This is a genomic window from Sphingomonas sp. LT1P40 (assembly GCF_036663835.1).
In the GTDB taxonomy this organism is placed as follows: domain Bacteria; phylum Pseudomonadota; class Alphaproteobacteria; order Sphingomonadales; family Sphingomonadaceae; genus Sphingomonas.
The window spans coordinates 375,020-393,945 of record NZ_JAXOJT010000001.1; the positions used below are offsets into that span (position 1 = coordinate 375,020).

Below are 18,926 nucleotides of genomic sequence, written 5' to 3' on the forward strand. Positions count from 1 at the left end.
CGGAAAAGATCACGGCGCGGGAAGCGGTGGCCCATAGCCGAAAATGTGCCGCTTGGCGAGGGGGGAGCCAATGCTAGTTCGCGGCGCTGCCCTGCGCATCCCATGTTGCGACCACATCGCCCGTCGCAGCATTCTCCACCGACACCTGTTCAAATGCGGTAGCGATCAGGCAAATTGGGCGCTGCTCGGCCCCGGCGGGCTGCTGACAGCGCACGGTGCCGCCGTTCGGAGCGGCCACGACGCGACCGATGATGCGCAGCCGAAAACCCTTTGACGTGTCCAATTCGTCTGCCGGAACACGGACGACGGCCTCATAGGGTTGGCCGTTGCGTCGCCCGCGCCGTGTCCCCTCAAGCGACAGAATCTGGCCGATCGCCAGTGTTTGACCGGGCAGGGTGACGGCTTCGGCACCGGTTGCGGAGGGGCGGTCGGAGGTCGCGGGACAGCTGTCGCTGCCGGTCCATGGACGCATCAGCCAGAACCCCTCGACGCCCTCGATCCCCTCGGGCGCAGTGCTCCACCAGTCCTCCGCGCGCCAGCTGACCGGGGCGGCGTGAATGCGCAGCGCACGGGCCTCGGCGTCGTAACGCCAACGCATCGCCGCCTTGCTGTCCGCCTCGGCCGGGCCATTGCACCCGAACGGCAGCCGGAGCTCGAACCGGCGACCATCGGCATCGCGGGTCGCCTCGCCCGGATCGCCCCCGGCGGCAAAGCGGTCGGTGGCGCTCGCGGCCAGCGCGATCAGATCGGCGCGACCCAGAATCCCGCGCGGCTCCGGCGACGGCGTCGCCTGTGGTCGGGTCGAAGCGATCGGGACCGGTGCGATTACCACCTCGGTGCGTTCGCTTGTAACGCGACCGAACAGAAACCCGCCGCCGGCGATGATGACGGCGGCTGCAATGCCACCGGCCAGGGCTAGGCGGCTGCTGCGTAGGCTTGGCTCTTCCATCCACACTTGATAGCGAACAATCCCGCCAAATCCATGTCCGATCAGGGACATATCGCAATGACTGGACGTTCGATCCCGTAATGAACATCGACCAGATCCTGACATTGGTGGTGCTCGCGGCGGTGGTTGCAGCGCTGATTTGGGACAAGGTGCGCTCCGACGTCGTCGCGTTGAGCGGCGCAGCGGTGCTGCTGATGACCGGCGTCGTTCGCCCGGTCGAGGTGCAGGGTGCGTTCGCCAGCCCCGCGATCATCGCGCTCGCATCGCTGTTCGTGATTGCCTATGCGCTGGAACTGTCGGGGCTGCTCGATCGCGCGATCGCGGCGGGCGTCAGACTGTGCAAACGCGCCGGGTCCGCAGGGGTGTGGATGTTGCTGGGCGGGATCGGGATCATCTCGGCATTCATGAACAGCACGCCGATCGTCGTGCTGGGTGCGCCGGTGATCCGCGACGTAGCGATCGCGCTGAAACAATCGCCCAAACGCTATCTGATGCCGCTGTCCTACATCACCGTGCTCGCCGGGTGCTGCACGCTGATCGGCACCTCGACCAATTTGCTGGTCGACGACATGGCGAGCAACGCCGGGCAGCCGCGTTTCGGGATGTTCGAGATTACCCCCGTCGGCGTGCCGATGGCGATTGCGGGCGGCCTGTACCTTTTCCTGTTCAGCGGCCGCCTGATGAAAAAGGCGCTGGGCCGCGAGGACGAGGCGACCGGCGATTACGACCCCGATCTCAGCATCGGCGGCGCGCAGGTCGGTCATGCCGAGCTCTTTGCCGAGCCGCGCCCGCTGCAACCGGTAAAGGCGGCGATTGCCCTTGCCATCTTCGTCAGCGCCATCGTCATCGCCGCTTTGGGCATCGCCCCGATCGCGGCGTCCGCCTTTGCCGGGGCGGTGCTGCTGATCCTGTTGCGTGTCATCACCGCGGATCAGGCTTATGGCGGGCTGAAACCCGATATTCTGATCCTGATCGCGGGCATGGTCGTGATCGGTATTGCGATGGAGGAAAGCGGGCTGGCCGCCACCGCGACCGAGGCGCTGGTCGGATCGCTGCACGATCTGAAACCCGTGATCGCGCTGATTATTTTGTATCTGGTGACGATGGTGCTGACCGAATTGCTGTCCAACGCCACCGTCGCGGTGCTGGTAACCCCGATCGCGGTAGCGCTGGCCGAAAGCCTGGGGGTCAGCCCGCGCCCGTTTCTGGTCGCGGTGATGATGGCGGGCAGCGCTGCCTTCGCCACGCCGTTCGGTTATCAGACCAACGTCATCGTCTATCAGATGGCCGGCTATCGCTACATGGATTTCGTGCGCATCGGCCTGCCGCTCAACCTGATTACCTTTGCCGTCGCAATTGCCACGATCCCGATTTTCTTCCCGTTTTAAAGTGGCTTACGTTTGCGGAAGGCTTTTTATGCAGCAAAATTGCGGTTGGATCGTTGAATGACCGTAATGGCCCGTGGGTCACCACTGCGAGAATTGAGAATGCAGACTGAGAACAAGGCACCAAGATCCGCCATCGTTTCGACTGGAATTGCCGAACTGGACAATATTCTGGCGGGCGGGCTGACCGGCAATCGCGCCTATTTGGTGGAGGGCGCACCGGGCAGCGGCAAGACGACGATCGCGCTGCAATTCCTGCTCGACGGGGCACGTCGCGGCGAGCGTGGGCTTTATATTACCCTGTCCGAAACAGCGGCCGAACTGCGCGAAGTGGCCGCGAGCCATCGCTGGTCGCTGGACGATATCGAGCTGTTCGAACTGGTGAGCGAGGACGGGCTCGACCCGGACACCGAGCAATCGATCCTGGAACCGTCCGAGGTTGAGCTGGGTGAGACGATCCAGGGCGTGATGGAGTGCGTCGATCGCCTCAAACCCTCACGCGTGGTGTTCGACAGCCTGTCCGAAATGCGGCTGCTGGCGCAGAATTCGCTGCGTTATCGCCGCCAGATTTTGGCGCTGAAACAATATTTTTCGCTGCGCAATTGCACCGTGCTGATGCTCGACGATCGCAGTTCCGATCCCGGCGACCTGCAATTGCATAGCATCGCGCACGGCGTCATCACGCTGGAACAGAATGCGCAGGAATATGGATCGGAACGACGTCGGCTGCGCGTGGTGAAGCTGCGCGGTGTCAAATATCGCGGCGGCTTTCATGATTTCATCATCGAGACCGGCGGCGTGGCAGTGTTCCCGCGCCTGATCGCGGCGGAGCATCACACCGATTTCTGCGAGGAACTGGTGTCCACCGGCGTCGCTCATTTCGATCAGATGCTGGGCGGCGGCCTGTCCGCCGGCACCAACGTCCTGTTCAACGGCCCGTCCGGCGTCGGCAAGACCAGCACTGCGGTGCGCTGCGTCACCACTGCGCTGGAACGCGGCGAACCCGTCTCCTATTTTCTGTTCGACGAGGGGCGGGCGACGATGCTCGCGCGCGCCAAATCGATGGGCATGAATTTGCAGCCGCATATCGATGACGGCACGCTGCACGTCACCCAGATCGATCCGGCGGAACTGTCGCCCGGCCAGTTTTCGCACTGGGTGCGCCATGCCGTCGAGGCGGATGGCGTGAAGATGATCGTGATCGACAGCCTGAATGCGTTTCTGCAAGCAATGCCGGGTGAAAAATACCTGTTGCTGCAAATGCATGAAATGCTCAGCTATCTGAACCAGCAGGGCGTCATCACGCTGCTCATTCTGGGTCAGCATGGCATTATCGGCGATGTCCGCTCCGAAATCGATCTCAGCTATCTGTCCGACACGATCGTGCTGTTCCGCTATTTCGAGGCGAAGGGCGATATGCTGAAGGCGGTGTCGGTCGTCAAAAGCCGGATGACTGCGCATCAAACCAGCATCCGCGAATTCCGCCTGTCGCGTGAGGGGGTCGAGATCGGTGAGCCGCTGCGCGATTTTGAGGGCGTGCTGACTGGCCTGCCTACTTATCGCGGTGTGACGCCGTTGCTGTCTGCTGATCCGGCGGCGGACGACTGATTGTGCCTGAACAACGCATCTTGATTTTCGCGCTGCGCGGTCGCGATGCGCCGGTGATGGGGCAATTGCTCGATCGCATGGGGCATGTACATGTCATCTGTGACAGCATCGATGCGCTCGCCGCAAATATGGCGGACGGCGCGTCGATGGCGATTGTGACCGAGGAATCATTGGGCGGCAGCGACCGCGCGCCGCTTGACGATTGGCTGGGCGCACAGCCGCCCTGGTCGGACTTTCCGTTCATCCTGCTCGCCACCAAACGCGTCGGTCGGCGCCCGCCCGATGCACAGAGAATGCTGGACGGGCTAGGCAATGTGGTCGTGCTGGAACGCCCGATTCATAGCGACACGCTGGTCAGTGCCGTTGCGTCGGCATTCCGTGTGCGCCGCCGCCAATATGAGGCACGCCGACGCCTGCTCGATCTTCAGGCGATCGAGGAACGCCTCACCCAGCTCAACGGCAGCCTCGAAAGCCGCATCGCCGAACGCACGCGCGAACTGTCGGACGCGAATAACCAGTTGATGCAGGAAGTCGCCGAGCGCGAACGCATTCAGTCGGCGCTGGTCCAGTCGCAAAAGATGGAGGCGGTCGGTCAGTTGACCGGCGGGATCGCGCATGATTTCAACAATCTGCTGACGGTCATTTCCGGCAATCTCGAACTGATCGAACATCGTGTCGAGGATCCCCGCGTACTCCGCCTCGCCGGGTTCGCGCGCCACGCCACGTCAAGCGCGGCCAAGCTGACGCATCAGCTACTCGCTTTCTCGCGCACCCAGCAACTCACGCTGACCCCGGTCGATCTCAACGCATTGGTTGAGGGGATGAACGACATCCTCGAACGCACGATTGGCCCGCAGGTCGAAAAGAAATGGATTCTCGACCCGGCATCGCCTTGGGTGATGGCCGATACCAACCAGCTTGAACTGGCGATCCTCAATCTGGCAATCAACGCGCGCGACGCCATGCCGCGCGGCGGCACGCTGTCGATCACCACGGGCATGCCCACTGCCAACGCATCGGGTTTGCGTGAGGGCAGCTATGCCACGGTGACCGTTGCCGACACCGGCAGCGGCATTCCGCCGCACCTGCTCAGCAAGGTGTTCGACCCCTTCTTCACGACCAAGGCGGTGGGCAAAGGCACTGGCCTTGGCCTGAGCCAGGTCTTCGGCATCGCTCGCCAATCCGGAGGCAGCGCGGTGCTGGAGAGCGAGGAGGGTGTCGGCACGTCCGTCAGCATCTGGCTCCCGCGCGCCGAGGCGGTGACCCAAGCCGCGACCGTGGCCCCCGTTGCCGCCGCATCGCGCCGCGAAGGCGGTCGCATCCTCGTGATCGACGATGACGATGGCGTCCGCCGCTTTATGACCGACTGCCTCGAATCGCTTGGCTACAAGGTGTGGGAGGCGGCCGATGGCCCCACCGGGCTCGATATCCTGAAACAACAGCGCCCCGACCTGCTCCTGGTCGATTTCGCTATGGCGGGGATGAACGGCGCGGAAGTGGTGCGTGAGGCGCATCGCGTCCGGCCCGATCTGCCGGTCATCATGGCCACGGGCTATGCTGAATTCGACGCCGCCGATCAGCCTGTCGGCATTCATCAGATCCTGCGCAAACCGTTTCAGATCGGCGATCTCAGCGAAGCGCTGGGCGCAGCACTCGCTCACGCCTGAACGACGCACGAAAAAGGGGCCGGAGTTTCCCCCGGCCCCTTGTTGTTCGCTTGCAGTCGAAAGATCAGACCGCCGAAACCTCGGCGACGTCGATCTTCACGCCTGGCCCCATCGAGCTACTCACCGCGGCCTTGCGCAGATACTTGCCCTTGGCGCCCGATGGCTTGGCCTTGACCACCGCATCGACCAGCGCGTCGAAATTCGCGCGCAGGTCTTCCGCCGGGAACGACGCCTTGCCGATGCCCGAATGGATGATGCCGGCCTTTTCGACGCGATACTCGACCTGACCGCCCTTGGCTGCCTTGACGGCTTCCGCGACGTTCATGGTGACCGTGCCCAGCTTCGGGTTCGGCATCAGGCCTTTCGGACCCAGCACCTTGCCCAGACGCCCGACCAGACCCATCATGTCCGGGGTCGCGATGCAGCGATCGAACTCGATCTTGCCACCCTGAACGATCTCGAGCAGGTCTTCCGCACCGACGACGTCGGCACCGGCGGCCAGCGCCTCTTCAGCCTTCGCACCCTTGGCGAACACGCCGACGCGAACCGTCTTGCCGGTGCCCTTTGGCAGGGTCACGACGCCACGGACCATCTGGTCGGCGTGGCGGGGATCGACGCCCAGGTTCAGTGCGACTTCGATCGTTTCGTCGAACTTCGCGGTCGCATTGGCACGTGCCAGTGCAATCGCTTCGTCCACGCCGTACAGCTTTTCACGGTCGACTGCGTCGGCCATCGTCTTCTGCTTCTTGGTCAGCTTTGCCATGTGATCAGCCCTCCACGACCTGAAGACCCATCGAACGGGCCGAGCCCTCGATGATCTTCGTTGCCGCCTCGATATCGTTTGCGTTCAGATCCTTCATCTTCGATTCGGCGATGGCCGACAGCGCCGAGCGCTTGATCGTTCCGGCCGAAATCTTGCCTGGCTCCTTCGAACCCGACTTCAGGTTCGCTGCCTTCTTGATGAGGTACGTCGCCGGTGGCTGCTTCGTCTCGAACGAGAAGCTGCGGTCGGCATAGACGGTGATGACGGTGGGCAGGGGGGTGCCCTTCTCGACTTCGCCGGTCGACGCGTTGAACGCCTTGCAGAATTCCATGATGTTGACGCCGCGCTGACCCAGAGCAGGGCCGATCGGAGGCGACGGATTGGCGGCACCCGCAGGCACCTGGAGCTTGATATAGCCCGTGATTTTCTTAGCCATGTTTCACTCTTTTGCTGGACAGGCCGCAAGCGACCCGCCCGGTTCAAGTTTAGCGGTTCAGACGCACATCCGAAGATATGCTCCCGCACGATTCCATCGATGAGACGGTGGAAGAGGGCGCGCCTAGCGCCAGCGCACGATAAAAGCAAGGTTCGGTCGATTGTTGGATACATGTTGGATTCGGAGTGGCATAACCAAGTCTTGCCTTCTTTCCCGGCAAACTTTAGGAGCGCTCACCGCACAGGGGCGTAGCTCAGCTGGTTAGAGCGTCGGTCTCCAAAACCGAAGGCCCTCGGTTCGAATCCGAGCGCCCCTGCCATCACATTCCGGGCGCGCCCGGTGCTTTGCAGAGGTCCGCCCCGCATGTTCCGCGCGCTTTACGACTGGACGCTGAAGCTCGCCGGTCACCGTCACTCCGAACGCTATCTAGCGACGATATCCTTCGCCGAATCGAGCTTTTTCCCGATTCCGCCCGACGTCATGCTGGTGCCGATGGTTCTGGCACGGCGCGAGCAGGCGTATCGGATCGCCACGATCTGCACGCTCGCGTCGGTACTGGGCGGTATGTTCGGCTATGCGATCGGCTATTTCCTGACCAGCTTCGCGCATCAGGTGCTGGAATTCTTTCGTCACGGCGCGTTCGAGGATTTCACGGCGGCGTACCAGAAATGGGGCGCGGCGCTGATTCTGGTCAAGGGCCTGACGCCGATCCCGTTCAAGCTGGTGACGATCGCCAGCGGCGTGTCGCACTATCCGCTCGGCATCTTCATCATCCTGTGCACGATCACGCGTGGCGCGCGCTTCTTCCTCGTCGCGTTCCTGCTCAAGAAATATGGCGAGCCGGTGCAGCGCGTGATCGAGGAGCGGATGAACCTGATTGGCTGGATGGTCATCGCGGCCTTGGTAGGGGGCTTCGCGCTCGTTGCGCTGCTCTAAGCAGTATACGCCCCTTGCCCCGGCGGACCCTTCTCGCTAGATACTGCGCCCAATCCTACAATCTGGATGGGTTTCGCCGGGTCTCTCGCTAAGGGGGGCCGGGCGGAGAAACCTGTCCGGATGCCGGGCAAATTTATGTGAGGCAATCAGGTGGCCAAGACCAGTCCGCTCGAATTCATGCGCCAGGTACAGGCAGAGACCAAGAAGGTCGTCTGGCCGACCCGCAAGGAAACCGTGATGACCGCCGTGATGGTGTTCATCATGGCGACGCTGCTCGGGCTGTTCTTCTTCGGCGTCGATCGATTTTTCGATACGATCGTGAAGTTCCTGCTCAGCCTCGCGGCATAACGACCCAATAACAGGAATTACCATGGCGCGCTGGTACATCATTCACGCCTATTCGGGCTTTGAGAACAAGGTTCGGGACCAGATCCTGTCCGAAGCGACGCGGCTGGGCCTCGACGCGCTGGTCGAATCGGTCGAAGTGCCGGTCGAAACCGTCACCGAAGTCCGCCGCGGCAAGAAGGTGCAGTCGGAACGCAAATTCTTCCCCGGCTACGTCCTCGCCAAGCTGGCGATGAACGACGACGTCTATCACCTGGTCAAGAACACGCCCAAGGTGACCGGATTCCTGGGTTCGATGGGCAAGCCCCAAGCGATCAGCGAGGCCGAAGCGGCCCGCATCCTGAACACCAAGGAAGAAGCCGCCGCCGCACCGAAGCAGCAGATCAAGGTCGATTACGAGATCGGCGATTCGGTCAAGGTGCTGGACGGTCCGTTCGCCAGCTTTACCGGCATGGTCGAGGAACTGGATTTCGACAAGTCCAAGGTCAAGGTCAGCGTGTCGATCTTTGGTCGCGCAACGCCGGTCGAACTGGATTTCGATCAGGTCGAACGGTCGAAGTAACGGCGCGAGCCATTTGCAGATTGCGAGAGGCCGGGGCGGAAACGCTCCGGCCTTTTTGGTTAAAGGTCCAAAATTCGGCCGATTGCGGAATTTCCGCCACTCGCCGCCAGATCTAGAAAAGCGGCCATTCGTGAAATAGCTCGAACAACGGGGTGCATGTTGCCATGCACCCCGTGACGATTTCCCAATGCCGAACCGGATGGTTCAGAACTGGAGGCGGATGCCCGCGCGGCCACCGGCCCCGTCGATGCTGCCCGTGCCATTGCTGTCGGTGAACGAGCGGGTGTAGTTGCCTTCGATGAAGCCGCTGATCCCCTGACTCTGCGCGATCGTCAGACCCAGCGTCGCTTCGCCATAATCGCGCAGGCGATTGTTGGTGAAGTCGAGGCTCGTGCCGCCGCTGGTGAAGGTCACGCGGTCGCGGCCCTTGAACTCATGGACGTAATTGCCGCCCACATAGATCGCCGCTTCCGCGCCGCTTCCGATGGCAAAGGCGCCGCCGATGCGGCCACCGGCGCGTCCGCGCAGGCCATCGTCGTCGTCGAAATTGATGGTCGTGCCGTTGAGCGACAGATCGTCGAAGTCGTTCTTGACGTAGGAGATGCTGGCTGCCGGTTCGATGAAGAAGCTGTCGCTGCCGAAGCGGACGCCCGCCTCCGCCCGTGCACCATAGACGCCGCCGTTGCTATCCTCGCGGAAACCGGCACCCGGCATATTCGATTTCGCCCAGAAATAATCGTATTTTCCGATCGCGTTGACGAAGATGTTGCCCGAGGTGAAGCTGCCATAGACACCGCCGTTCACGACATCGAAGCTCAGCCGGTCGGCCGAGCCCGCGAAGTTCATCGACGAGTTGATATAGCCGCCAGTGACGCCAAACGCGAAGCCGCCGCGTTCACCGCTTCCGCCGCTGATGTCGAGGCCGATCTGCCCGCCGAAATAATCCTGCTCATAGCCGGTGTCGGTCAGGCGCGACTGGCCGAAGGTGTTGAAGTTTCGGCTGCCGCCACGGGTTTCGACCGAACCGTGCATCTGCGTCCAGAAACGACCGGCGACATCGCCGCCACCCTGCGTCCACAGCGCATCGCGGCGGGCGCGAAGCTGGCCCGAGACGGTGTCGGCGGATTTCAGCCACAGGCTGCGAACACCCTCGTTGAAATTGAGCGTGCGGAAGGCGCTGTCGCTCGGTGCGCCGGTCAGCGAGTAGGTGCCGGTGGCAGGGTTGAACACGACTTCGAGCCGGACGAATCCCGAAGTGAGCGAGCCGCCGGCCAGATCGAATGCATTGGCATCCGATGCGGTCGAGGCACGGACCAGCACTGTGCCCGAATTCAGGACCGGCTGGCTGCCCGTCAACTGGTTGAGCTGGATGGTCGTGGTGCCACTGGCGACGCCGCCGATGACGAGCTGGTCCGCTACCGGTGTCGCGCCGAGCGTGACGTCGAGTCCGAGCGTGCCGTTGGTGCCAGCATAGGTGCCCGGCAGGGTCAGCGTGTCGCCTGCGCGTCCGTTGCGCAGATCGATGGTGCCGCTGTTGGTCAGGCTCTCAAGGCCGGTGAAGGTCGGCGCAACCGTCGCGGTGGCTCCGGTGCCGACAAGGATCACACCGCTGTTGACGAAGCTGTCGGTACCCGCACCGAAATCGGGGTTGACGCCGACGTTGAAGGTCCCGCTGTTGTTGATGCGGTCCGCGCCGCCGGTCAGGACGATGTCCGACGTCAGGTTGCCGCTGTTGTTGATGGTGATCGGCCCGCCGGTGGCGACGAGTGCGAAGCCGTTCGCATTATTGGCGATCGTTCCGGCGTTGTTGAGCGTGCTGGTACCGACCGAATTCAGAGCGATCGAATTGCCCTGAGTCGTTGCGAACGAGCCGCCGGTGCCGACATTGACGACGCTGTTACCGCCGCTGGTGACGGTCAGCGCGTCGGCGGTGGTGCCGGTGGTACGCAGCGCACCATTGACCGTTGCGGTGGCGTTGCCGGTAACCGCATTGACGACCACTGCGCGCGAGCCGTTGCCGGTGGTCGTCACATTGTTGACCGTGACGGCGACCGGGCCTGCGATGCTCGACGCATCGACGCCGTTCGAGGTGACGCCAGCAGTGCTGATCGTGCCGCCATTGGTGACGGTCACGCCCAACGGGCCGGTGGCGAAAATGCCACGGCTGTTGGTGCCCTGGGTCGTGATGTTGCCGGTGACATTGACCGTCGCGGTGCCGGTGCCGGCAATGGCGCGGACGCCGTCCGACGTGGCACCAACGGTGCTGACGCTGTTGCCGTTGACCGTGGTGGTTGCGGTTGCGCGAGGGCCGAAGAACTGCACACCGGCGGGGACGAGCACGCCATTGGCGTTGGCACCGGTCGTGCTGATCGAGGCGAAGTTGATATTGGCACCGGTCACGCCGCTGGCGACGATGCCGTCGGCATTCGCACCGGTGGTGGTGATCGCGCCGCCGTTGATTGTCGCGGTGCCTGCAGTGGTAACGCTGATGCCATCGGCGTTGAGGCCGGTGGTGGCGATCGTCCCCGAAGTCACCGAGAGCGCGCCGGTGTTGGACACCGCACGGATGCCGAACGCATCGGTTCCGGCGGTGTTGATCGCGGTCGAATTGACCGTGACCGTCCCGATGCCGCCGGTCTGAGCGAGAATGCCGACTGCGCCGCCGTTAAAGCCGCCCCCGCCGACACCGGTGGTGCGGATAGTCGAAGACGTGACGTTGAGATTGCCGAAATCGCTGTTGGCGTCGATGCCGATGGCGTTCTGGCCACTGGTCGTGACGCTGCCCGAACGGATGGTGATCGCGCCGGTGTCGGTGCTGGCGCTGATACCGTCGGCATTGGCACCATTGGTGGTGATGGCATTGGTGCTCGTCGTGATCGAGCCTTCCGATGAGCTGACGATCAGGCCGAAATTATTGGTCCCGTTGGTGACGATGCGGTCGAGCGTCACGGAGATCGGATCGGTATTGTTCGACACGAGGACGCCGAAGCTGTCGCTGGTGATGAGCGTGTTGGTGCCGCCGTTGACCGTGAAGGCATTGTCGCCGACGACGAGCATGCCGAGATTCAGGCTGCCACTCGTGTCGATACGCACGCCGTCCTGCAACACGATGGTGAGATCGGCGGGCGGGACGATATAGGTCACGCCGTTCGGATAAGGGTTACCGGCTGGGGTGCAGGTCACCGTGCCGGGGGTCGCGGGCGCCGGGCCGCATTCTTCCTGAGCCAAAGCTGCGGACGGCAATACCAGAAGCAGGGCGGATGCGGTTCCGGCGAGAGCTGAGGCGAGGGTGAAGCGCGCGCGCGTGCGGCGCGACTGGGAAATGGGGGTCGTGGGCATTGGGGGGGAAGCCTTTGATTACGACGCGTTCGGACTAAACGATCGGCGGAGCAACGCTGCGCGGATCAACACGGACGCACGAATGAACGTAATTTTATTTCTTATGACCGGCATTTTCTATCAATGTTGCCTGATGGCCACAGGCCGGTTGCGCAACAATTCCCGCGCGAGCGTGGCTAAACCCACCAAGAACGGGGCTTGTTACGCCCTCAGTTCGCCTGACAAGGAACTTCGTCACCGGGTTGCGGCAAATATCACAGCAACCGTCTCTCTGGCGGTTTACGCGACGAACGGTAAGCGGCACTGGTACGAATAGCCGGTTTCAGGAAACTAATGCCCGGACAGCAACGACCGACTTTGGGGCGCAAAGCCGACTTCCCCAGCCTGTCGTCAAACCTTCACCCCTTCCAGTCCTTCAACCGCCACCCGCCGAACATCGGCGTGTCGGGATCATGCGGCACCTTGCCCGGGTCGGCCTTGCTCCAGCCCCTGACCTGATCGAGCGCCGGTAACGGCAAAACCTTCGGGCCGAACAGATGCGGGTGGCCGGCGGCGCGGCGGGCGGCTTCGGCGATGTTGAAGTCTTCGCGGCGGCGCTGGAGGTCGGCTTCGTACATCGCGCCCAGGCGATAGCTGTGGGCGTCGCTGCTTTCGCCGCGCCGGCGTTTGATGTGCGGGGGTTCGGCCTGAAGACGCGCTTCCTTTTGGTGGAGGTGGAGGAGCTGCAACGCCTCCGCCGCGGTCATTTGCGGGATCGGCGGGGGTTCGTTGTGGCGCCAGGAATCGTCGCGGTGGCTGGCGGGATCGGCGGCGGCGAGCAGGGCCATTTCGAGGCGTTCGTAACCCAGTTCAAGTGCGAGGCGCATTTCGCGGGCGAAGGCGGCGGAGAGGCGGACATTGGCGGTGGCGCTGAGCGCGGCGAGAAATGCCTGTTCGGCGGCGCGATCGAGGCGGCGGGGCTGGGCGCGGCGGACTTGCAGCCTGCCCGATGCGGTGCGGATGATGCCGGGTTCTTCGGGGGTTTTCGTGGCCTTTGCGTGGAGGCGGGCATGGGCGAGCGCCAGGGCGGCATCCCATTCGACAGCGAAGGCGGGGTCTTTTGCGCGGCGCTTGAGCATGGTCGAGCGGTGGACGTTGAGGCTGCGCGCGGCTTCCCGCGTGTTGCCGGTGCTGCGGAGCGCGGCGAGGAAGGCGTCGTTCTGAAGCGCCTGAGTGTGGTTGAACGGGCGTGTCATCTGGCAGTGTTCGGAAACGGGTTCCAACATTGCAAGGGGGGATTTGGGGGTGTGCCCTTAGCGTTTTGGTATCCTCCTCCTTCGTCAGCCTGCGGCTGCCACCTTCCCTTGGCGGGGAGGATCAAGAGAAAGGTTTACGCCGCGACGCTGGCACCGCCTTCGCCGTCGCGGCAAGCGAGGCCGCGGGCTTCGTGGACGGGGAGGGGGCGGCCGAAATAATAGCCCTGAACCTTGGTGCAACCGAGCGCCTGGACCATGCGGTGTTCGTCCTCGGTCTCGACACCCTCGGCAGTGGTTGCCATGCCGAGGCTGTCGGCGAGGGCGACGACGGCGCGGATGATGGCGATGGCTTCCTTGCTGCCTTTCGACGCGCCCTGAACGAAGCTGCGATCAACCTTGATCGAGGAGAAGCGCGTGCGGCTGAGATAGCCGAGCGAGGAATAGCCGGTGCCGAAATCGTCGAGGCTGAGGCGCACGCCCATGTCGAGGATCGCCTCCAGCGTCTGCACGGCGGCGGTGCCTTCGCGCATGAACACGCTTTCGGTGACTTCGAGTTCGAGGCGGTCGGGGCGTAAATTGCTTTCGCGGAGCGCTCCCGCGACGAACGAGGCGAAGCCGGGATTGTGGAGCTGTTCCGGGCTGACATTGACGGCGATGCGGACGGGATCGTCCCAGCGCGCGGCCTCGATACAGGCGGCGCGCAGCACCCACTCGCCGATCGGGGCAATCAGCCGGGCTTCCTCGGCCAGCGGTACGAACTTGGCGGGGGAGACGTTGCCGAATTCGGGGTGGGTCCAGCGCAGCAGCGCCTCGAACCCGGTCAGCGCACCGGTGCCGGCCTGCACGACAGGCTGGTACATCATGTGGAACTGGTCGTTTTCGAGCGCGGCGCGCAGGGCCATTTCCAGGACGCGGCGTTCCTCCGCCTGCGAATGCAATTCGGGTTCATAGGCGTGGTAGACGCCGCCGCCGGCATCCTTCGAGCGATAGAGCGCAAGATCGGCGGAGCGGACCAGCATCTCCGCCGTGCGCCCGTCGCGGGGCCCGTGGGCGAGACCGACGCTGGCACCGATGAAGAGGGTGTGCTGGTCGACTTCATAGGGCTGTGACAGCACGTCGATGATGGTGTGGGCGAGGCGCTCGACCGCGGCGGTATCGGCGGCATCGCGCACGACGACGGCGAATTCGTCGCCGCCCAGCCGTCCGATCATTTCCTTGGCGCTCATCAATTGCTTGAGGCGTTCGGACACGCGCATCAACAGGCGATCGCCGACCGGGTGGCCAAGCGTGTCGTTGACCGCCTTGAACCGGTCGAGGTCGATCATCATGAAGGCGCAGCGCGAGCCCCATTTCTCGGCCTCCGCCATCGCCAGCGCGAGGGTTTCGTTGATGAGCAGGCGGTTGGGCAGGCCGGTCAGGGAATCGTAGCGCGCCATGCGGCTGATCTTGCTGGCGGATTCGCGGGCTTCGGTAACGTCGGATCCGACGCCGCGAAAGCCGATGAAATTGCCCGCCTCGTTCAGGCGCGGGGAGCCGGTCATCTCCCACCAGCGCTCGACCCCGTCGACATAGACGGGCAGCAGCAGGTCGCGGAACGGTTCGCGCTTCTTCAACTGGTCCGCCATCGCGCGCAGGCCGGGTGCGAAATTGCCCGATTCCCAGGCGGTGCCGGCCAGCACCTGAAGAAACGGCATGCCGTTGATCGCTTTGGGATCGACCCCCAGCGATACGGCAAAACGCGGATTGGCGCGCATCACGCGGCGCTGCGAATCGGTCTCCCACAGCCAGTCGGCGGATTTGTCCTCGAACTCGCGCAGCAACAGGCTGACGGTTTCGTCGCGTTCGGCCAGTGCGATCTCGTTTGCGCGGATCACCACCAGCGCCTTGCCGCGCGCATAGCAGGCGATCATCAGCAGCACGGTGAAGAGCAGCGAGGCGGCACCGAGTGCGGGGGAGATGGTCAGCGCCTGCGACGCGGCGACCGATCCGCCGAGCACGAGGAGAAACGCGAGCGTTGCCAGCGGAAGTGCGGCCATGGCGACCGACGACGCCGCCATCAGGATCGACAAGACCGTCCAGAGGCCGAGCGCGGCCCCTGCATCCGCCTCCGGCCCGAACAGTAGCGGCGCGATCGACCAGACGGCGCCCAGTGCGATGCCGTCGAGCACGGTGTCGCGCACGTCGCGCAACGACGCGGTGCGTTCGGTGCGGTGGCGCACGGCGAGACGGCGAAAGGCGACGGCGACCCCGACCGCCGCGACGGTCGCACCCCAGCTTGCCAGCTGCCACAATGGCACGAGCTGAGCGAAATTGAGGGTAATGAGCGTGGCACCGACGACATTGGCGGCCAGCATGAACAAGGCGAGCTGACTCCCCGCGTTCATCTGGGCGGCGCGAATCGGCCCCCAATCGGTGGTGTCCGCAGGATCATAGAGACCCAGCAGCGCACGCACATCGATGCGCGGCTTCGCAAATTGGGAAGTCGTCTGGCTTTTCACCTGACCCGAATAGCGCGGGTCAGGTTAGCGAGTGGTTAGGCCCGGACCCGGAACGGCAGATTTTTTCGCACCGTTTCGGAGGTAGGTGTTCGCAGCAAATCCCTACGCGGCGATGTCGTAAGGCTTGATCTCGCCATTGAGATACAGGTTGCGAGCCTTGGCACGGCTGAGCTTGCCCGAGCTGGTGCGCGGGAGTGTGCGCGGCGGGATCAGTTCGATCACGCAATTCATACCGGTGACGGTACGTACGCGCTCGCGGATTTCCTCGCGCAGCTTCTGGCGCTCGGCATCGTCGCTGGTGCGGCACTGGACGAGCACGGCGGGGGTTTCCTCGCCGCCGGGGGTAGTGATCGCAAAGGCGGCGATGTCGCCTTGCTTGAAGCCCGGAAGCTGCTCCACCGCCCATTCGATGTCCTGCGGCCAGTGATTCTTGCCATTGATGATGATCATGTCCTTCGCCCGGCCGACGATATAGACATAGCCATCCGACATATAACCCATGTCGCCGGTGTCGAGCCAGCCATCGACCAAGCAGGCATCGGTCGACGCGGAATCGCGGAAATAACCGACCATGACGCTGGGGCCGCGGCACCAGACCTTGCCGATCGCGCGTTCGGGAAGCGGAGCGCCGTCCTCCTCACGGATCTGGATTTCCATGTCCTTGACCGGCTTGCCGCAATTGACGATCGCGCGGAAGCGTTGCGGGCGGTCTGCGCCATGGGCGCTGCCGGACAGCTGGGTTTCCTCGACCAGTTCGACGATGATGCCTTCGCCCGGGGGCATGATCGACACGGCAAGCGTCGCTTCGGCAAGCCCGTAGCTGGGCAGGAAGGCCGAGGCCTGAAAGCCGGCATCGGCAAAGGCATCGACGAACGATTGCATCACGTCCGGGCGGATCATGTCGGCACCGTTGCCCGCAACCCGCCAGCGACTGAGGTCGAAGCGATCCGACGCCTTGGTCTGGCTCGACATGCGGCGCGAGCAGATGTCGTAGCCGAAGGTCGGCGAATAAGAGAGGGTGGTGCCGCTGTTGCGGCTAATGAGATCGAGCCATGCCAGCGGGCGGCGGGCGAAATCCTCGGTCTTCAGATAGTCGGTCGAAACCTGGTTGGCGACGATCGACAGGAAACAGCCGACCAGCCCCATGTCATGATACCAGGGCAGCCACGACACGCAGCGGTCGCCATCCTGCAACTCCATCCCGTGGCTGTGTGCCGAGAGATTGTTGAGCAGGGCGTGGTGGGTGATCGCAACGCCGTGCGGGAAGCGGGTCGAGCCGCTGCTGTATTGCAGATAGGCAATGTCGTCGGTCTTCGCGCTCGGCAGATCCGCTTCGGGTGCGGCGCGCGTGGCGAATTCGGCCCAGTCGATGCCCTCGACATTTTTCAGCCGTGCCGCCTCTCCCGCCATCGCGGCGAGTTCGGTGGGGAAGAACAGCATCGTCGGGTCGCAGCTGTCGAGCTGAACGCTGAGCTGGTCGATATAATGCTGGCTGCCGCCGAAGCTGGTCGGCAACGGCAGCGGCACCGGCCACGCACCGGCATAGATGACGCCGAAGAACAACGACGCGAAATCGGTGCCGGTCTCGGCAATCAGCGCGATCCGGTCGAGCGGCTTCACGCCCGCTGCGATCAGGCGGCGTGCCTGAAGCAATGCGTCGTCGCGCATCTCGCTAAACGGATAGGGGCGGACGAGCGCGCCGCGCGCGTCGTGAAAGTTCATGCCGCGCACGCCCTGCGCCGCGTAATCCAGCGCGTCGCCAAGCGTGTCGAAGCTTGCCAGACGGCGAGGAAGAGTGTCGTCGGTCGGGGTCGGCCGCATCGCTGCGCCGTCCGCTTCAACCACATCATTGACGTTCAAAGCCATATTCAAAAAATCCGTGCCCCTGATCGTTGCAGGCCGCCGCCTTTATGACGAATTGGCCCCACACCAGAAATGCGGGCGGCTCTGCTACGCACTGGCGTTCAAATTCGGTTGCCAGTGTGGCACAAACAAGGCGCATGCGCCGCGATCGCCGCCCCATACCGCCGCTGGACGCGGCTTCGCTTGATCGGCTGGCGCTGCGCTATGTCGAGCGCTTCGCCACGACACGAGGGAAACTGGCGGTCTATCTGGTGCGCAAGATCCGCGAGCGGGGGTGGGAGGGCGACGCCGCCGACCCCGCCGCAATTGCCGAACGCTTTGCCGAACTGGGCTACATCAACGACCGGCTCTATGCCGAATCGAAGGCGTCGGCGATGGCGCGGCGCGGGCTGGGCGCGCGGCGGGTGAACGATACGCTGCGCCATGCCGGCATCCAGAGCGAGGATGCCGAAGCGGTCGCGCCGCAGATTCAGGCGCGGCGCGGCGAAACGGCGGTCGCCTTTGCCCGCAGACGTCGAATCGGGCCGTTCGCCACCGCAAGCGCCGACCGCGCGCTGATGGCCAAGCAGGTCTCGGCAATGGTGCGCGCCGGACATTCGCCCGACCTGGCGTGGAAGATTGCGCGCATGGAACCGGGTGAAAACGTTGAAATGTTGCTTGATGAAGGTGAGTAACAAAGGATTCGCAGCTTCCGGAAATGCTGTGTTAATGTCCCCGGTCAGGGGGAAATGCTTAAATGGGAGTCGACCCGCAGCGAGTGTCGGACGCGTACGTGCCCATGTCGATGGGCTCAGGGCTATCGTCGATCGATTCGAGCCTCGACGATGAGCGGCATGCGGGCGTCGTGAAATGGTTCGACGTGACGCGCGGCTTTGGTTTCATCGTCGCGGACGATGAAGCGATCGGCGACATCCTGATCCATTTTTCGGTCCTGCAACCGCATGGCCGCCGCAGCCTTCCCGAAGGGGCGCGGGTCGAATGTCTGGCGGTGCGGCGCGAACGCGGGTTGCAGGCGCGCGAGATTCTGTCGATCGACCTGACCGATGCGGTCGAGCCACCGCGCGCGCGCGCCGGGGCGGGGGGCGAGCGCGGCGACCGGCTGCACCTGATCGAGGGGGCCGGACCGTTTGAGGGCGTTACGGTCAAATGGTTCAACCGGCTGAAAGGATACGGGTTTCTGGTGCGCGACGGCGATTCGGCCGATATATTCGTGCATATGGAAACGCTTCGGCGGGCGGAGATTTATGATATCGAACCGGAACAACCCCTGCGCGCGCGGATCGTCGACGGGGAAAAGGGGCCGCTCGCGGTCGTGGTCGAGCAGCCCTAAAGCCGCGCTG

16 protein-coding genes and 1 tRNA gene are annotated in these 18,926 nt (G+C 63.7%); 10 read left to right on the forward strand and 7 right to left on the reverse strand.

The genetic code is table 11. The features are described 5' to 3' along the window. Positions 1-73: 73 nt before the first annotated feature. Positions 74-1,000: a hypothetical protein gene (locus tag U1702_RS01825; RefSeq protein ID WP_332721540.1), complete on the reverse strand. Its 927-nt coding sequence runs from the start codon at positions 998-1,000 to the stop codon at positions 74-76. Between the two features lie 29 nt (positions 1,001-1,029). On the opposite strand from U1702_RS01825, the gene U1702_RS01830 reads away from it, so the two are divergent. The 3 genes from U1702_RS01830 to U1702_RS01840 all read left to right on the forward strand — a co-directional run bounded on the left by U1702_RS01830 (position 1,030) and on the right by U1702_RS01840 (position 5,609). Continuing rightward, the gene (locus U1702_RS01830; RefSeq protein ID WP_332721542.1) at positions 1,030-2,337 is read left to right on the forward strand and encodes an SLC13 family permease; all 1,308 of its coding nucleotides are present in this window, start codon (positions 1,030-1,032) and stop codon (positions 2,335-2,337) included. Between the two features lie 99 nt (positions 2,338-2,436). After that, on the forward strand, positions 2,437-3,942 hold the full coding sequence (locus U1702_RS01835) for an ATPase domain-containing protein (RefSeq protein WP_332721544.1): 1,506 nt from the start codon (positions 2,437-2,439) through the stop codon (positions 3,940-3,942). Positions 3,943-3,962: 20 nt separating this feature from the next. Then, positions 3,963-5,609 carry a response regulator gene (locus U1702_RS01840; protein WP_332721546.1) on the forward strand — a complete coding sequence of 549 codons (1,647 nt, stop codon included), beginning with the start codon at positions 3,963-3,965 and terminating at the stop codon, positions 5,607-5,609. Between the two features lie 64 nt (positions 5,610-5,673). Here the strand turns inward: U1702_RS01840 and rplA are convergent, their stop codons facing one another. Next, on the reverse strand, positions 5,674-6,372 hold the full coding sequence (gene rplA, locus U1702_RS01845; protein ID WP_332721548.1) for a 50S ribosomal protein L1: 699 nt from the start codon (positions 6,370-6,372) through the stop codon (positions 5,674-5,676). A gap of 4 nt (positions 6,373-6,376) precedes the next feature. Beyond that, positions 6,377-6,808: a 50S ribosomal protein L11 gene (gene rplK / locus U1702_RS01850; RefSeq protein ID WP_332721550.1), complete on the reverse strand. Its 432-nt coding sequence runs from the start codon at positions 6,806-6,808 to the stop codon at positions 6,377-6,379. A gap of 242 nt (positions 6,809-7,050) precedes the next feature. Here rplK and U1702_RS01855 point away from each other — a divergent pair. The 4 genes from U1702_RS01855 (at position 7,051) to nusG (ending at position 8,651) form a co-directional block, all read left to right on the forward strand. Beyond that, a tRNA-Trp gene (locus tag U1702_RS01855) sits at positions 7,051-7,127 on the forward strand. 44 nt (positions 7,128-7,171) lie between these two features. Further along, a complete protein-coding gene (locus U1702_RS01860; protein WP_332721551.1) occupies positions 7,172-7,744 on the forward strand; it encodes a YqaA family protein in 573 nt (190 codons plus the stop codon). A 150-nt stretch (positions 7,745-7,894) separates the two neighbouring features. After that, complete coding sequence (gene secE, locus U1702_RS01865; RefSeq protein ID WP_332721553.1) at positions 7,895-8,092, forward strand: preprotein translocase subunit SecE; 198 nt, start codon at positions 7,895-7,897, stop codon at positions 8,090-8,092. 22 nt (positions 8,093-8,114) lie between these two features. Further along, positions 8,115-8,651 (forward strand): transcription termination/antitermination protein NusG, encoded by a 537-nt coding sequence (gene nusG, locus U1702_RS01870; RefSeq protein WP_332721555.1) that lies wholly within the window; start codon positions 8,115-8,117, stop codon positions 8,649-8,651. A gap of 204 nt (positions 8,652-8,855) precedes the next feature. Here the strand turns inward: nusG and U1702_RS01875 are convergent, their stop codons facing one another. Continuing rightward, positions 8,856-11,834, reverse strand: a complete 2,979-nt coding sequence (locus U1702_RS01875) for a beta strand repeat-containing protein (RefSeq protein WP_332721557.1) — start codon at positions 11,832-11,834, stop codon at positions 8,856-8,858. A gap of 106 nt (positions 11,835-11,940) precedes the next feature. Here U1702_RS01875 and U1702_RS01880 point away from each other — a divergent pair, with 106 nt between their 5' ends. Next, positions 11,941-12,306: a hypothetical protein gene (locus tag U1702_RS01880; protein ID WP_332721559.1), complete on the forward strand. Its 366-nt coding sequence runs from the start codon at positions 11,941-11,943 to the stop codon at positions 12,304-12,306. An 82-nt stretch (positions 12,307-12,388) separates the two neighbouring features. On the opposite strand, the gene U1702_RS01885 is transcribed toward U1702_RS01880, so the two are convergent. The 3 genes from U1702_RS01885 to U1702_RS01895 form a co-directional block, all read right to left on the reverse strand. After that, positions 12,389-13,225 carry a hypothetical protein gene (locus U1702_RS01885; protein ID WP_332721560.1) on the reverse strand — a complete coding sequence of 279 codons (837 nt, stop codon included), beginning with the start codon at positions 13,223-13,225 and terminating at the stop codon, positions 12,389-12,391. 134 nt (positions 13,226-13,359) lie between these two features. After that, a complete protein-coding gene (locus U1702_RS01890) occupies positions 13,360-15,684 on the reverse strand; it encodes a putative bifunctional diguanylate cyclase/phosphodiesterase (RefSeq protein WP_332724536.1) in 2,325 nt (774 codons plus the stop codon). Between the two features lie 141 nt (positions 15,685-15,825). Continuing rightward, entirely contained in the window at positions 15,826-17,589 is a 1,764-nt protein-coding gene (locus tag U1702_RS01895) for a fatty acyl-AMP ligase (RefSeq protein ID WP_332721562.1), read from the reverse strand. Between the two features lie 134 nt (positions 17,590-17,723). Between U1702_RS01895 and U1702_RS01900 the strand changes: the two genes are divergently transcribed. Further along, on the forward strand, positions 17,724-18,260 hold the full coding sequence (locus tag U1702_RS01900) for a regulatory protein RecX (protein WP_332721564.1): 537 nt from the start codon (positions 17,724-17,726) through the stop codon (positions 18,258-18,260). 104 nt (positions 18,261-18,364) lie between these two features. Further along, a complete protein-coding gene (locus tag U1702_RS01905) occupies positions 18,365-18,916 on the forward strand; it encodes a cold-shock protein (protein ID WP_332721566.1) in 552 nt (183 codons plus the stop codon). Positions 18,917-18,926: the final 10 nt, after the last annotated feature.

Bases quoted from the DNA above. Each gene is read 5' to 3' on its own strand.
- U1702_RS01825 (WP_332721540.1), bottom strand. From the start codon at position 1,000: ATGTCCCTGATCGGACATGGATTTGGCGGGATTGTTCGCTATCAAGTG.
- U1702_RS01830 (WP_332721542.1), top strand. From the start codon at position 1,030: ATGAACATCGACCAGATCCTGACATTGGTGGTGCTCGCGGCGGTGGTT.
- U1702_RS01835 (WP_332721544.1), top strand. From the start codon at position 2,437: ATGCAGACTGAGAACAAGGCACCAAGATCCGCCATCGTTTCGACTGGA.
- rplA (WP_332721548.1), bottom strand. From the start codon at position 6,372: ATGGCAAAGCTGACCAAGAAGCAGAAGACGATGGCCGACGCAGTCGAC.
- rplK (WP_332721550.1), bottom strand. From the start codon at position 6,808: ATGGCTAAGAAAATCACGGGCTATATCAAGCTCCAGGTGCCTGCGGGT.
- U1702_RS01860 (WP_332721551.1), top strand. From the start codon at position 7,172: ATGTTCCGCGCGCTTTACGACTGGACGCTGAAGCTCGCCGGTCACCGT.
- nusG (WP_332721555.1), top strand. From the start codon at position 8,115: ATGGCGCGCTGGTACATCATTCACGCCTATTCGGGCTTTGAGAACAAG.
- U1702_RS01885 (WP_332721560.1), bottom strand. From the start codon at position 13,225: ATGACACGCCCGTTCAACCACACTCAGGCGCTTCAGAACGACGCCTTC.
- U1702_RS01895 (WP_332721562.1), bottom strand. From the start codon at position 17,589: ATGGCTTTGAACGTCAATGATGTGGTTGAAGCGGACGGCGCAGCGATG.
- U1702_RS01900 (WP_332721564.1), top strand. From the start codon at position 17,724: ATGCGCCGCGATCGCCGCCCCATACCGCCGCTGGACGCGGCTTCGCTT.
- U1702_RS01905 (WP_332721566.1), top strand. From the start codon at position 18,365: ATGTCGATGGGCTCAGGGCTATCGTCGATCGATTCGAGCCTCGACGAT.